Here is a 13,951-nt window from a genome sequence, read left to right as displayed (position 1 = left end):
GGTCGGGCGGCTTCTGAGTCCGGCCCGACGACGCCGCGGGTGTCGCCGCCCGCGCCCCCCGCGCTGAATCGCGGCGCTGTCGCTCGTGGGTGTCGCGTCTCGGGCGTCGGCCGAACCGACCGACGCTACTTCAGGTACTTGTGTTCGCCCTCGTTCCGCTCGGCGAGTTCGTCGAGGAACTCGTGGGCGCGCTCGAATATCTCGCGGGGGCCGTCCTGCGTGATGGTGTTGATGGCCTGCTCGTAGTCGCGCCACTGGAGGTCGCGGTGCTCCGTCGAGAGCTCCGCGGACGCCTCAAACGAGCGTGCGATAAAGAGGTGGACCGTCTTGTGAATCGTCGTACCGTTCGCCTCGAAGACGTAGCTGTAGTCCTCGCGGAAGCCATCGATGAGACGGAAATCTTGGATTCCCGCCTCCTCTTTGACCTCCCTGATTGCCGTTTGCTGAAGCTCCTCGTCCCCTTCGACCCCGCCCTTCGGGAACTCCCAGTCCCCGGGACGGCTCTTCAGGAGTAAGTACTCCCTCCGGCCGCGGGTGTCGCGGAAGAGAATGGCTCCAGCGCTAACCGCTTCGACTGCCATTACCCGAAATAAACGTGCCACCCTTTAAGAGGGTATCGGAGATTGTAGCGCGTTCGCACGGTCGTTCGTTCGGGATTCGGGTGGCGGAGGCCCGGAGTCCCCGGTTCGTGTAGATGCGCTTTTACCGTCGGAGCGTGCAACAAGGAGTAGTACCCAGCTATGGCCTTCGTCACAAAACTCACCTTTCAAAGCGGTGATAAGGCGGTCCTCGACCGAGTGGTCGACGACCTCAAGCAGTTCGTCGAGCGGAAGGGCGCGGAGTGCCGCGGCCCCCACTCCGACCAGCCGAAGCAGGTGAGCGTCCCGCAGTACCGGACGCTCCAACCCGGCGACCAGTTCTCGTCGTGGTCCTACCCCGTGTACACCCGTCGGCTCGAAATCCACGGCGCGGACCAGATCGCCCGCGAGGTCGGTCTCAAGGAGTTCCCCGACAGCGTCCACCTCGAAATCGAAGTCGAACAGAAGAAACCGCTCGGTCACCGTCGCTGACGGTAGTCACGGAGCGCGAAAGAAGACGCGGGTCTGCGCTTTTTGTCGTTTTTTGACCGCTCAGGCGTCCGGCCCGAGGACTTCGACTACCTCGCCGGTACCGACGTGGTTGGTCGCGTCGAACGACGTGACCTCCAGCCGAACCTTGTCTTCGACGGCCGCGCCGCCGCCGTCTTCGACCCGGATGACCGAGTCGCCGATGCGGACGGTGAGACCGTCGCCGTTGCGCTCGCTGACGTAGGCCGCGATGACCTCGCCGGGTTCGAACGTCGGCGTCGCGGTGCGGAACGTCCAGCCGGCCAAGAGCTTATCGAGGCGGCTCATACGCGGCTCACCTCCTCACTCGTGCGGTCGGAGACGTACTCGCGGCCGTAGCCGGTCCACGCGGCGAACAGGAACACCGCCACGAGGAACCAGCCGTGGAACACGTAGGGGAAGACCGACGCGGGGTTCACGAGCATCTCCGCCGTGAACCACGGCGTCGCCTCGCCGCCGACGAGGCCCTGCATGGCCCCGTAGCCAGCGAGTAGGCCGCCACCCCACGGGAAGATGTAGCCGAGCGCCGAGGTGTTGGCGTCGAGGATGTTGGCGCGGCGGTAGCCGTTGATGTTGAAGCGCTTGCCGAGCGTGGCGACGTAGGGCGCGATGGCGATTTCGGCCGCCGTGTTGATGGTGACCGTCGCGTTGACGAGCGCCGTCCCGACGACCATCGTGGTCTCCGCGCGGCGGACCGTCGTGGCGACGCGGTCGATGACGAGCTCCTGAATCGCGTCGAAGCCGCCACCGGCGCGCATGACTTCCGCGCCCGCGACGAGCAGGAGCGTCAGGACGATAAGCGGGAAGAAGCCGGCCGCGCCGGAGTAGACGCTCCCGCCGACGCCGACCTGTCCCGCGGGGACGGTCTCGACGACGGCCCCGAGGAGGGGAAGCGCCTCGACCGCCTGCGTGAGGCCGTTCTGCGGCGCGCTGAACAGGAGCATGCTCCCGGCCGAAACGTCCACCAAGTTCGCCGCGCCGAGCGTGAGGTTAAACGCCGCCGCGAGGAGCAGTCCCCACGACACGGCCTCGATGATGTGTCGACCGCGGACGGCGAGCGCGATGACCACGGCGATATCGAGGAGGTGAACGAGCCCCCACGGCGACACCGACGCGGAAACCTCGCCGGCCACGTCGACGTACGGCATGCCGCTCCAGACGCCGGGGATTCCGAAGCCGGCGACGAGGTACGCCGCGATTGCGAGTGTCGCGGCGACGACGGCGTACTTCACGCGGGAGGCGACGACGCCGCCGATGTCGGCGTCCTGCGTGACCGCGGAGACGATGGTGGTGTCACTGACGGGCGCAAGGTTGTCTCCGAACACCGCGCCGGAGAGAATCGCACCGAACAGCAACACGGGGTTCGCCCCGAGGAGGAGCCCCGCCGGGAAGACGAGACTCGTGAAGGCGATTGCGGTGCCGTAGCCGGTGCCGATACCGGTCGCCAACAGTGCCGCGAGCAGGAACGTCACGGCCGGGAACAGCCCCGGACCGACGTTCAAGACCGTGGCTGCCCAGACGAGGCCGTCGACGAAGCCGCCGACCTGGATGGTCTCGGCGAACATGCCCGCCCAGAGCCACGCGACGACCGCCGTCGCGGCGACCCGGCGGGTCATGCCGGCGAAGATGACGTCCGCGTAGTCCTTCCAATCTCCCCGGACGAACAGTAGTCCCACGATAAGTCCTGTCAGCATCCCCGCGACGAGGCCGGTCGTATCGCCGATACCGAGGATACCACTCTGGAAAATCGCCCACGCGATGAACAGGGCGATGGGCAGAGCGCTCACGAGGCGCCCGCCACGGAAACTGAGCTCGATGTCCGGTTCTTCTGGCATCGTTTGTCAGAGATTGACTGTGATATATAATAGGCACGAATTTCCTCCAACTATTTCTTCCAAACTTGAGTTTCTCGGCCACAAATCGTCGGGAGCGTTTATCATCGCCGGGAGAAAAGAGTCCGGACATGAGCAACCGAGCGACGATGGATGACCTCGTCTCGCTTCGCCGCGACCTGCACCGCCACCCCGAACCCGCGTGGCGCGAGTTCTACACCACCGCCCGCCTCGTCGACGAACTGGAGACGCGCGACCTCGACGCGCTCTACGTCGGCCCGGAGATACTCGACGCCGACGAGCGCATGGCCGTCCCCGACGACGCCGAACTCGACGCGTGGTTCGAACGGGCCCGCGAGGCCGGCGCGCGCGAGGACGTCCTCGACCGCCTCACAGGCGGCTACACCGGCGCGGTCGCGGTCGTCGAACGCGGCGAAGGCCCGACCGTCGGGCTCCGCGTCGACATCGACGCGCTCCCCATCACCGAGTCCGAGGACGGCGACCACCTCCCGGTCGCCGAGGGCTTCCGTTCCGAAAACGAGGGCTTCATGCACGCCTGCGGCCACGACGCCCACGCAACGATCGGTCTCGGCGTCCTCGACGCCGTCCTCGACTCCGACTTCGAGGGGACGTTCAAGGTGTTCTTCCAGCCGAGCGAGGAGCAGGTCGCCGGCGGGAAGGCCGTCGCCGAGGGCGACCACCTCGACGACGTGGACTACCTGCTCGCGGTCCACGTCGGCCTCGATCACCCGACGGGTGAGGTCGTCGCCGGCGTCGGCGGCTTCCTCGCGGTGTCGCACTTCCGCGCCGAGTTCACCGGCGCCCCGGCCCACGCGGGCGCGAAACCCGAGGAGGGAAAGAACGCGAACCTCGCGGCCGCGACCGCCACGCAGAACCTCTACGGTATCTCCCGGCACTCCGATGGACCCACCCGCGTCAACGTCGGCCTGATGGGCGGCGGCACGGCCACGAACATCGTCGCCGAAGAGGCGTTCATCGAAGGCGAGGTGCGCGGCGCGACGACGGAACTCATGGAGTACATGGAAGACCGCGCCCACACCGTCATCGAGTCGGCCGCCGCGATGCACGACTGCGAGGTCGAAATCGGGGTCGAGGGGAAGGCCCCGAGCGCCCGGAGCGACGACGCGCTCGCGGCCATCGTCGGCGGCGTGAGCGAGGGAGTCGAAGGCGTCACCTCGATTCTCGAAAGCGACGACCTCGGCGGCAGCGAGGACGCGACCTACCTCATGCAGTACGTCCAGGACCGCGGCGGCCTCGCGGCCTACGTCGGCGTCGGCACCGACCACCCCGGCGGCCACCACACCCGGACGTTCGACGTGGACGAAGCGACCATCGGTATCGCCGTCGACGTACTCGCCGGCAGCGTCGAACGAATCGCGGCCGACCGACCCTGAGCCGACGAAGACGAACCTAGACGAGCTGAGAGCGCCGTTCGAGCGGTTTTCGGCCGACTCGACTCGTCTGAGCCGACGCGCGATCGAACGGACCGTCCGCGACGAACCGCCAGCGGTTATTTGTCCCCCCCCGTGCATAGCCGCCAGCGATGAGGCTCCTCGGAGGTGAATCGACCGAAGACGCAGACCTGCGTCCGGGTCTCGCAGTCGTCGGCATCGCCGTCGGCGTCGCGGTCGTCCAAGTTGCCGTCTTCCCCGACAGCCCCGAGGTTCACTGGCTCCGGTTCGCCGTGGAACTCCTCTTGGTTCCGATTCCGCTCGTCGGTGCGTTCGTCGTCGGGAGCGTCCGCGACGTGCAGACGGTCTGGCGACCGCTGTACGTCGGAACCGCGCTGGTCGCCGTCTACGCCGTCAGCGACGCGGTCGACGAGGTCGTCGTCCAGCCCGAAGCGTTCACGCTCGTCTTCGAGGACGGGACGCTCCTCGTCGGGTCGGTCGCGCTCGCGGTCGGCGCGATCCGGTGGTCGACCCACCGCGACGCCCGCGAGACGGACCTCCGCCGCCGCAACGATCGGCTCGACCAGTTCGCCTCGGTCATCACCCACGACCTCAGAAACCCGCTGAACGTCGCCCAGATGCGGCTCGAACTCGCCCGCGACGGCCACGGGACCGAGCACCTCTCGACGGTCGCCGACGCCCACGACCGGATGGAGGCGCTCATCCAAGACGTGTTACAGCTCGCCCGAGCCGGCGAGTCGGTCGGCGAGGTCGAGCGCGTCAGCCTCGCCACCGTGGCCGCGGACGCGGTGACGAACACCAGTCTCGGCGCGTCGGGCCTGACCGTCGAGGCCGACGCGGAACTGCTCGCCGACAGGGGACGGCTCACCGCCGTCTTCGAGAACCTGTTTCGGAACGCTGTGGAACACGGCTCCACAGGCAACCAGACTACGTCTGGTGACGCCGTCGAGCATGGCTCGACGGGCAGTCGGATTTCATCCGACGACGCTGTGGAACGCAGTTCGACAGGCAACCAGACCGCGTCCGACCCAGCCGAGCGCGACACGGCAGGTGGTCGACCGTCGCCCGACGAGGCACCGAACCCGGGAGTCAGACGACCGGTGCCGGACGCCACCGACGGGGGAACGCCCGGCGTCAACGTCCGGGTCGGCCCGCTGGACGACGGCTTCTTCGTCGAGGACGACGGCCCCGGCATCCCGCCGGAAGAACGCGAGCGCATCTTCGAGTCGGGCTACAGCACCGACTCGCGAGGGACCGGCCTCGGCCTCGCTATCGTCTCCGGCGTCGCCGACGCGCACGGCTGGGAGGTGTCGGCGACGGACGGCGAAAACGGCGGTGCCCGGTTCGAGTTCCGAAACGTCTCGTTTGCGGCGGAGACCGAGGTCAGTACTTCGGGTCCGCGCCCGTGAGTTCGTAGATGTCGTCCATGATGCGGTCTCGCTCGACCTTCCACCCTTCGAGGGCGCTCGGCCGACTCGGGTAGCGGCCGTAGTGGGCCAGCAGTTCGTCGGCGAGGCGCTTGATTTTGAAGAACTCGTAAATCTGGCTCCAGTGGCCGTAGCTCGACGCCGCGGTCTGCGCGAGGAGGACGGGACCGAACGAGGTCGTCCCGGAGTAGAGCGCTTCTGCGAGCTTTTCGCCGGGGATGGAGGCGATAAGGCCCATCAGGTCGTCCACGTCGACGGCGGTCGAGAGGATGTTGTACACGTCGAGGCTGGCGTAGCGGCCGCCGAAGTGGTCCATGACGCGCTGGTTGTAACGCCAGAGCATCTCCTCGCTCACGTCGCCGGCTTCGAGCGCGATTGCAGCCTGCTCGCCGGCGTACTTGCCGGCGTAGGCCGCGCCGGCGATGCCGCCGCCGGTCGTCGGGTTGACGTGGGCCGCGGCGTCGCCGACGGCCATGTACCCCGGCGCAGTCGCCGAGTCGTAGGGCCGACGGGTCGGGAGCGCGGCACCGAGCTTGTCGATGACCTCCGCGCCCTCGAACTCGGGACGCTCCCGGAGGTCTTTCTTCAGGTCGTCGACGAGCTTCATCGGCTCCTCCGTCATCTGGAAGCCGAGGCCGGCGTTGATTTCGGTCTCGGTCCGCGGGAAGTACCAGACGTAGCCCGCGGCGACCTCGGCGGGCTTGAACACGAGCGCGTCCGACCACTCGACGGGTTCGGGAACCTCGACGACCTCGCGGTACGCCGACGAGAAGTGCTGATAGGAGACGTTCGTGTCGAAGGTGGCGTCGGAAAAGTCCACCTTGTCCTGGAGGAGCGACAGCGAGCCAGCGCCGTCGATGACGATGTCGGCGTCGTACTCGACGACCTCGCCGTCGTGTTTGCCGACGATGCCGGTGACGGTGCCGTCGTCGTCCTGTTTCACGTCTTGGACAACCGTGTCGTAGTGGAGTTCGACACCGGCCTCGTCCGCGCCTTCGATGATGAGGCGGCCGTACTCCCAGCGGTCGATGACGGCGAGTTCGCCGGGGACCGGGATATCGAGGACGGTGTCCTCCTGCGGAATCTCGAAGCGGCCGTGGTCGACCTCGGTGTTGGTGAACGCGGGCTCGATTTTCGACTTCGGAATCGCCTCGGGGAAGGCGTCAGCGCCCTTCAGGGCGTCCCCGCAGGCGATGTGTCCCGCTTCCTCCGCGGACTTCCGCTCGACGATGGTCACGTCGTAGCCCGCGTTCGCGATGGTGGCGGCGGCGTAACAGCCGGAGGTTCCCGCGCCGACGACCACCACGTCCACGGACTGGGTCCGTGGGCTCGCCGAGGACTCCTCGGCGGTGTCGTTCTCGTCTGTGGACATGGTATCACCTCCATATCGCGGGCTGAAAACTCTTTACTCCCGCACCGACCGCGCGGAGCGAGTTCGACGGGAACCGCCCCGGCCGGGATGCGACGCTCGAACGGGCGAAATCGGAGAAACGGGAAAGAGAAAACGGAGAAACCGAGGGTTCCGGGTCGCTCAGCGGTTGTCGTCGCCGGTGTCGTAGTGCTCGCCTGCCGCCTCCGGGATGCGGGTGCGGCCGACGAGCGCGAGGACGACGAGGACCGTCACGTACGGAATCGTCTGGATGAGCGAGTCGGGGATGGCGTAGCCGGGGACCTGCTGGAGGCGAATCTGGGCGGCCTCCAGCCCCGCGAAGAGGAACGACGCGCCGAACGCGCCGATGGGGTTGTAGTTCCCGAAGAGGTACGCCACGATGGCGATAAAGCCCTTCCCGTTGACCATCGTCTGGTTGTTACCGACGAACTGTCCGAGGCCGAGCGACAGCGCGGAGCCGCCGACACCGGCGAGGAAGCCCGAGAGGAGCACGCCCGCGTAGCGGACGCGGCTCACGTCGACGCCGACAGTGTCGAGCGCCTTGGGGTTCTCACCGGACGCGCGGACGTGGCGGCCGAACGCCGTGCGGTTCAGGACGTACCACGACGCCGGGACTGCGACGAGCATCATGTACACCGCGGGGTCGGCGTCGAAGAACGCGCCGAAAAACGGGATGTCCGAGAGGACGGGAATCGTCCACGTCCCGAGGGTCGTCCCGAGGTTGTCGGTGTTGACGCCGCCGTAGTAGACGGTCGCCGCGAACGGCGCGAGGCCGAGCGCGATGAGCCAGACGGCGAGGCCGGCGATAATTTGGTCGGCCTTGAAGCGGATGCAGACCACGGCGAACAGCGCCGAGAACAGCACCGACGAGAGGATGCCGGCGAAGAAGCCGATCCAGATGGCCGGGAGGCCGACGACGGTCATCTCGGGGCCGACGACGGCCGTCGTGATGACCGCGGTGAACGCCGAGATGATGAGGAGGCCTTCCAGTCCGATGTTCACCACGCCGGCCTTCTCGGAGAAGATACCGCCGAGCGCGGCGAAGGTGATGGGCACCGAGAGCCGGAGCGCCGACGAGAGCGTGCTCCGACTCGTGAGGATGGCGAGGAAGTTGCCCCAGATACTGCTCGGGAACGCGAGACCGAGGAGCGCGATGAGCAGGAAGACGCTCAGCGCCCCGCCGGCGAGGGTCGCTCTGTAAGACAGTTCGGTGTCGCGGAGCCGGTCGATAGTGGTCGTACTCATTCGTCGTCACCTCCGAGGCGGCCGCCGTCCGTGGCCACGGTCTCGCGGTCCGGTTCGAGGTCGATGGTGGAGCCGAGCATGCGGAAGAACTCGGGCATCGCGACGAACAGGATGATGAGTCCGCGGAGGACGCCGACGAGCTGCTTCGGGACGCCGGTCCCGAACTGGACCGCGAGGGAGCCGGATTTGAGCGTCCCGAACAGGAGCGCCGCCGGAACGACCCCGAACGGGTTGTTCCCCGCGAGGATGGAGACGGTGATGCCGTCGAACCCGAGCGCGGGGACGCCGGCCTGCCACTTGCCCATGACCATGAGCACCCAGATAGCGCCGCCCATGCCGCCGAGCGCGCCGGAGAGGAACATGCTCGTGACGGTCGTGCGCTTGGCGTCGACGCCGCCGTACTCGGCGGCCTCGGGCTGTTCGCCGCTCGTCCGGAGGTCGTACCCGAACGAGGTCTGTTCGAGCAGGAACCAGACGGCGACGACGAGCGCGAGGCCGAACGCGAGCGCGAGAATCGAGAAGTCGCCGCCCTGCGGGAACGCCACCGGGAGGAGCGTCGCCCAGTCGGGAATCGGCGTCGTCTCGACGACCTGCGAGTCGGGGTTACCGTAGAACTCGCTGACGAGGACGAACGCGATCTGCGCCGCGATGAAGTTCAGCATGATGGTCGTGATGACCTCGTTGGCGTCGGCGTAGGCCTTGAGCGCCCCCGGAATCGCGCCGTAGAGGCCGCCGACGAGCGCGCCGACGACAATGGCGAGCGGAATCAGAATGAGGCCGCCGACGAGCCCCGACGGGAGCAGCGGCGCGACGAAGAACGAAAACAGCGCCGTCGCGAGGCCGCCGAGGATGAGCTGTCCCTGCGTCCCGATGTTGAACAGGCCCGCGCGGAAGGAGACGGCGACCGAGAGGCCGGTGAAGATGAGGAGCGTCGTCTCCTTGAGCGTGAGCGCGAACCCGAAGTTCAGCGGGTTCCAGTTGGGGTTGAGCGGTTTGAGAATCCCCGGGCTGTTCACGAGGAACGGCTCGCCGAGCGCCCCGTTGAACAACACGAGGTACACTTCGACGGGGTCGTAACAGAAGCCGGTACCGAACAGCGTCGTCGCCGCGGTCTGGCACGTCGTGATGCGGCCGGAGACGAGGATGATGACCGCGCCGACGAGTACGGCCATGATGAGCGCGGCGAAGCTGATGAGGATGCGCTCCGTCGCAGAGGCGGCCGTCAGCCGCCGGAGGACTGCCTTCGCGTTCTCGGCCGCGCTCATTTGGCGTCACCCACGGGCGGTTCCGCGTCGGTCTCGGCGGCGTTCGGGCGTTCGCCGGCCATGAGCAGGCCGATCTCTTCTTCGGTGGTGTTGCGTGGGTCTACGATGTCCATGAGTTCGCCGTCGTGCATGACGCCGAGGCGGTCCGAGAGACCCTGCACTTCGTCGAGCTTCGAGGAGATGAGGAGAACCGCCTTCCCCTCCGCTCGGAGGTCCAAGAGCCGCTCGTGGATGAACTCCATCGCGCCGATGTCCACGCCGCGGGTCGGGTGGGTGGCGACGACGAGGTCCGGTTCGCGTTCGAACTCGCGGCCGACGATGAACTTCTGTTGGTTGCCGCCGGAGAAGGACTCCGCGTCGGCGTCGGCGTGCGGCGGTCGAACGTCGTATTCGTCGATGATTCGTTCCGCGTGGTCGCGCGCGTCGGACCAGTTTATCCGGCCGTCGGCGGCGAACGTCGGGCTGTGCTGGCTCCCGAGGATGCCGTTTTGGACGAGGTCGAAGTCCATCACGAGCCCGCGCTCGTGGCGGTCCTCGGGGATGTACGCCATCCCGTCGGCGATGCGGGAGCGGCGGGAGGCGTCGGTGATGTCTCCGCCCTTGTAGGAAATCGAGCCCTCGGTCGGCGTCCGCAGGCCGGTGATGGCCTCGACCAACTGCGACTGGCCGTTGCCGTCGACACCGGCGATGCCGAACACCTCGCCCTCGCGAATATCGAACGACACGTCGGAGACGGCGGGGATGCCGCGGTTGTCCTCGGCCGAGAGGTGCTGCACCGCGAGCACCTCGTCGCCCGGTTCCTGCGGCTCGGCCTTCGGTTCGAGGAGGACCTCGCGGCCGACCATCAGCTCGGCGAGTTCCTCGTTGGAGGTCTCGTCAGCCTTGACGGTGCCGACGTTCTTCCCGTTTCGGAGGACGGTGATGTCGTCGGCGGCGTGCATCGCCTCCCCGAGCTTGTGGCTGATGAAGATAATCGTCTTGCCTTGGGCGGTCAGCTCCTCGAAGACGCGGAACAGCTCTTCGACCTCCTGCGGGGTGAGGACCGCGGTGGGCTCGTCCAGAATGAGGATGTCGGCCCCGCGGTAGAGTGCTTTCAGAATCTCGACGCGCTGTTGAACGCCGACGCTCACGTCCTCGATAGCGTCGTCGGGGTTCACGTCGAATCCGTATCGGTTCGAGAGGTCGATGACCTCTTGGCGCGCACGCTCCCGGTCGACGGTCGTACCGAACCACTTGCGCGGTTCGTTGCCGAGGACGATGTTCTCGGCGACCGTCATGGGGTCGACCAGCATGAAGTGCTGGTGAATCATACCGATTCCGGCGTCGATGGCGTCCGCGGGCGAATCGAAGTCCCGCGGTTCCCCGTCCACGTGGACGGTCCCCTCAGTGGGTTCGTAGAGCCCGTAGAGGATGTTCATCAACGTCGTCTTGCCGGCCCCGTTTTCTCCCAGAAGTGCGTGCACCGTGCCGCGCTCGACGGTCAGGTCCACGTCGTCGTTCGCCACGACGCCGGGGAACCGTTTTGTGATTTCGTCGAGATGAACAGCGGTGCTCATCTTGACCCTTTTTTCGGGGGGGTTCGCTTAAACTCGTGGGATTCGAGTCGGCGCGGGAGTGGTCCACACGGATCGTCGCGGCGGTTCTCGGGGGGTTCGAACGTTCAACCCGCGAGCATGTTCGACTGCCCGCGGTGCGAAACCGGCAACATTGACTCCAACATTTGGGGATCCTGTCGCTCGGCGCGCGGCGTCGAAAGAAATGCGAGTGTCGAGTGCGGCGTTACTCGGTCGTCGTCGGAATCTCGATGTCGCCGGCGATAATAGCCTCGCGGGACTCAGAGAGCGAATCCTTCACGTCCTGCGGGATTTCGGAGCCGAGTTCCGCGCCGTAGACGGCGGCGACGCCGTCCTCTTCGAGGCCGAGCGTCGTGGTGGATCCGCCGTTGAACTCGTCGTTGACGACGTTCTCGACGGAGGTGTACACCGCCGACTCGACGCGCTTGACCATCGACGCGAGGATGACGTCGGCGTAGTTCGGCTCGGTCTGCGACTGGTCGGAGTCGACGCCGATGGCAAACTTGCCCTGCTCTTTGGCCGCCTGGAAGACGCCGAGGCCGCTGCCGCCGGCCGCGTGGTAGACGACGTCAGCGCCGTTGTCGTACATCGAGGTGGCAATCTCCTTGCCCTTCGCGGAGTCGGAGAACGACCCGACGTAGGCCACGTCGACGGAGATTTCCTCGTCCGCGTGCGCCACGCCAGCCTCGTAGCCAGCCTGGAACTTGCGGATGAGCTCAGTCTCGGTGCCGCCGACGAAGCCGACGCTCTTCGAGTCAGCCGTCGTCGAGCCGGAGCCGGCCGAGAACTCCTGGGTCGTGATGAGGCCGGCGAGGTAACCGACTTGGAACGAGCCCTGCTCCTCGCGGAACAGGTAGCTCGCCACGTTGTCCTCGTCGACCACGTCGTCGACGATCATGAACTTCTGGTCCGAGAAACTCGGCGCGGTTTCGGAGAGCGCGGACTTCTGCGCGTAGCCGATACACGACACGAGGTCGTAGTCCGGGTTCGACGACTGCGCGAACCGGCGCTGGAACTGCGGGAACTCCTCCGCCGCCGAGGGCTGAGCCTCGTCGTAGGCGATGCCGAGTTCCGATTCCGCCTGTTCGATGCCGCGCTTCGCGGCGTCGTTGAACGACTTGTCACCGAGACCGCCGAGCGCGTAGACCATGCCGACGTTGGCCGCCGGACCGGACTCCTCGGTCGTCTGCTCGGCCGTGGTGGTCTCTTCGCCGCCGGACTCCTCGGTCGTCGTCGCCGTCGTCTCCTGGCTCCCCTCGGACGGTCCGCCCGTACAACCTGCGAGGCCCGCGATGCCCGCGACCCCTGCCGCTTTGACAAAAGAACGTCTGTCCATATCTATGAACTCCTATTGAGACAGGGGCCGCGAAAATTGCATAAAGGTGTCGTTTCGAGGTTTCAGCGCCGTCGCATCACCACGTTTGCAAATCCTAGAGAACGGGTCTACGGTTCACGTCCGCGGGCGTCGAGTTCGCACCTCACCGGTCACCTCCGCCGGGAAGCCCGTTCAGGCGACCTCTATTTCGGCCTCGACGACGGCCGTCACCTCGTCGACGAGCGCGTCCACGTCGTCGGCCTCCGCGTACACGCGGATGTAGGGTTCCGTGCCGGACGGGCGGACCAGCGTCCACGACGCGTCGGCGAACTCCAGTCGGACGCCGTACTCGGTGTCGACCGACTCGGGGGCCATCGCGTCGGGAAGCGAGGTTTCGAGCGCCGTCATCGCCGCCCGCTTCTTCTCGTCGGGACACGGCACGCTCACTTTGCGGTACGGGCGCTCCGTGACTGATTCGCGCAGGCCGGCCATGCCGGATTCGGCGGCGAGACGGGCGATGAGCGCCGCCGACGCGACGCCGTCTATCCAGCCGCCGAGCGACGGGTGGATGTGCTTCCACGGCTCGGCCGCGAACACCACGTCGCCGCCGCCGGCGCGGGCGCTGGCGATGCCCTCGTGGAGCGCGCCGAGGCGGACGCGTTCGACGCGACCGCCGGCCTCGCGGACCCGCTCGTCGATGCGGCCCGAGGCGTTCGGCGTCGTGACGACGACCGGGTCGTCGGCGTCGGAGACGCGGACGTAGTGCTCGGCGACGATGGCGATGACGGTGTCCTCGTGGACGACCTCGCCGTTCCCGTCGATGATGACGATGCGGTCGGCGTCGCCGTCGTGGCCGATGCCGAAGTCGAAGTCACCGTCGGCGACGAACGCGATGAGGTCCGCGAGCGTCTCGGGCGTCGGCTTCGACTCGCGCCCGGGGAAGTGGCCGTCTATCTGCCCGTTGAGCGTGACGACGCGCGCGCCGAGGTCGCGGAGGACCTGCGGCGTGCCGAGCGCGGACATCCCGTTGCCGCAGTCGACGGCGACGTTGAGGCCGTCGAGGGCCGCCCCGTGCCGGCCGGCGAACGCGACGATAGCGCTTCGGTAGGCGTCGAGGACGCCGCTCGTCCCCGTCGAACCCCAGTCGTCCCAGTCGGCCGGGGGCGCGTCCGCCTCGACCCGCGTCTCGATGTCGCGTTCGAGGTCGCGGTCGTACTCCTGCCCGTCGACGAACATCTTGATGCCGTTGTCTGTCGGGGGGGTTGTGCGAGGCGGTGAGCATGACGCCGCGGCGACCACGCGAGGCGAAGGCGAGCGCCGGGGTCGGGACGACGCCCACGCGGGTCACGTCCGCGCCGGCGGAG

11 protein-coding genes and 1 pseudogene are annotated in these 13,951 nt (G+C 67.3%); 3 read left to right on the top strand and 9 right to left on the bottom strand.

What is annotated here, in order from left to right:
• Positions 1–125: 125 nt before the first annotated feature.
• Positions 126–581, bottom strand: coding sequence for a bis(5'-nucleosyl)-tetraphosphatase (locus NKF06_RS16255; RefSeq protein WP_004977131.1), 456 nt, complete (start codon positions 579–581; stop codon positions 126–128).
• A 159-nt stretch (positions 582–740) separates the two neighbouring features.
• Between NKF06_RS16255 and NKF06_RS16250 the strand changes: the two genes are divergently transcribed.
• Positions 741–1,070 (top strand): uS10/mL48 family ribosomal protein, encoded by a 330-nt coding sequence (locus tag NKF06_RS16250; protein WP_004977130.1) that lies wholly within the window; start codon positions 741–743, stop codon positions 1,068–1,070.
• A gap of 60 nt (positions 1,071–1,130) precedes the next feature.
• Here the strand turns inward: NKF06_RS16250 and NKF06_RS16245 are convergent, their stop codons facing one another.
• Positions 1,131–1,394, bottom strand: coding sequence for a hypothetical protein (locus NKF06_RS16245; RefSeq protein ID WP_253246000.1), 264 nt, complete (start codon positions 1,392–1,394; stop codon positions 1,131–1,133).
• Positions 1,391–2,941 (bottom strand): Na+/H+ antiporter NhaC family protein, encoded by a 1,551-nt coding sequence (locus tag NKF06_RS16240; RefSeq protein ID WP_058827010.1) that lies wholly within the window; start codon positions 2,939–2,941, stop codon positions 1,391–1,393. The genes NKF06_RS16245 and NKF06_RS16240 overlap by 4 nt, the downstream gene beginning before the upstream one ends.
• Before the next feature lie 128 nt (positions 2,942–3,069).
• Between NKF06_RS16240 and NKF06_RS16235 the strand changes: the two genes are divergently transcribed.
• Positions 3,070–4,353 (top strand): amidohydrolase, encoded by a 1,284-nt coding sequence (locus tag NKF06_RS16235; protein WP_253245999.1) that lies wholly within the window; start codon positions 3,070–3,072, stop codon positions 4,351–4,353.
• A gap of 149 nt (positions 4,354–4,502) precedes the next feature.
• Positions 4,503–5,780, top strand: a complete 1,278-nt coding sequence (locus NKF06_RS16230) for a HAMP domain-containing sensor histidine kinase (RefSeq protein WP_253245998.1) — start codon at positions 4,503–4,505, stop codon at positions 5,778–5,780.
• Here the strand turns inward: NKF06_RS16230 and NKF06_RS16225 are convergent.
• The 6 genes and pseudogenes from NKF06_RS16225 to NKF06_RS16200 all read right to left on the bottom strand — a co-directional run.
• Positions 5,755–7,170 (bottom strand): geranylgeranyl reductase family protein, encoded by a 1,416-nt coding sequence (locus tag NKF06_RS16225; RefSeq protein ID WP_058827007.1) that lies wholly within the window; start codon positions 7,168–7,170, stop codon positions 5,755–5,757. The genes NKF06_RS16230 and NKF06_RS16225 overlap by 26 nt on opposite strands.
• Positions 7,171–7,329: 159 nt before the next feature.
• Entirely contained in the window at positions 7,330–8,433 is a 1,104-nt protein-coding gene (locus NKF06_RS16220) for an ABC transporter permease (RefSeq protein ID WP_058827006.1), read from the bottom strand.
• On the bottom strand, positions 8,430–9,698 hold the full coding sequence (locus tag NKF06_RS16215; RefSeq protein WP_058827005.1) for an ABC transporter permease: 1,269 nt from the start codon (positions 9,696–9,698) through the stop codon (positions 8,430–8,432). The genes NKF06_RS16220 and NKF06_RS16215 overlap by 4 nt, the downstream gene beginning before the upstream one ends.
• On the bottom strand, positions 9,695–11,254 hold the full coding sequence (locus tag NKF06_RS16210) for an ABC transporter ATP-binding protein (RefSeq protein ID WP_253245997.1): 1,560 nt from the start codon (positions 11,252–11,254) through the stop codon (positions 9,695–9,697). The genes NKF06_RS16215 and NKF06_RS16210 overlap by 4 nt, the downstream gene beginning before the upstream one ends.
• 223 nt (positions 11,255–11,477) lie before the next feature.
• Positions 11,478–12,608, bottom strand: a complete 1,131-nt coding sequence (locus NKF06_RS16205; RefSeq protein ID WP_058827003.1) for a BMP family protein — start codon at positions 12,606–12,608, stop codon at positions 11,478–11,480.
• Between the two features lie 171 nt (positions 12,609–12,779).
• Positions 12,780–13,951: pseudogene (locus NKF06_RS16200) on the bottom strand (phosphomannomutase); the annotation flags it as partial.

This window comes from Haloferax sp. AB510, assembly GCF_024136985.1.
Classification (GTDB): Archaea; Halobacteriota; Halobacteria; order Halobacteriales; family Haloferacaceae; genus Haloferax.
This window is presented reverse-complemented; position numbering and strand designations above follow the sequence as displayed.

Excerpts from the sequence above, each read along its gene's own strand:
- NKF06_RS16215 (WP_058827005.1), bottom strand. The coding sequence starts at position 9,698 with ATGAGCGCGGCCGAGAACGCGAAGGCAGTCCTCCGGCGGCTGACGGCC.
- NKF06_RS16250 (WP_004977130.1), top strand. The coding sequence starts at position 741 with ATGGCCTTCGTCACAAAACTCACCTTTCAAAGCGGTGATAAGGCGGTC.
- NKF06_RS16210 (WP_253245997.1), bottom strand. The coding sequence starts at position 11,254 with ATGAGCACCGCTGTTCATCTCGACGAAATCACAAAACGGTTCCCCGGC.
- NKF06_RS16235 (WP_253245999.1), top strand. The coding sequence starts at position 3,070 with ATGAGCAACCGAGCGACGATGGATGACCTCGTCTCGCTTCGCCGCGAC.
- NKF06_RS16230 (WP_253245998.1), top strand. The coding sequence starts at position 4,503 with ATGAGGCTCCTCGGAGGTGAATCGACCGAAGACGCAGACCTGCGTCCG.
- NKF06_RS16220 (WP_058827006.1), bottom strand. The coding sequence starts at position 8,433 with ATGAGTACGACCACTATCGACCGGCTCCGCGACACCGAACTGTCTTAC.
- NKF06_RS16240 (WP_058827010.1), bottom strand. The coding sequence starts at position 2,941 with ATGCCAGAAGAACCGGACATCGAGCTCAGTTTCCGTGGCGGGCGCCTC.
- NKF06_RS16225 (WP_058827007.1), bottom strand. The coding sequence starts at position 7,170 with ATGTCCACAGACGAGAACGACACCGCCGAGGAGTCCTCGGCGAGCCCA.
- NKF06_RS16205 (WP_058827003.1), bottom strand. The coding sequence starts at position 12,608 with ATGGACAGACGTTCTTTTGTCAAAGCGGCAGGGGTCGCGGGCATCGCG.
- NKF06_RS16245 (WP_253246000.1), bottom strand. The coding sequence starts at position 1,394 with ATGAGCCGCCTCGATAAGCTCTTGGCCGGCTGGACGTTCCGCACCGCG.
- NKF06_RS16255 (WP_004977131.1), bottom strand. The coding sequence starts at position 581 with ATGGCAGTCGAAGCGGTTAGCGCTGGAGCCATTCTCTTCCGCGACACC.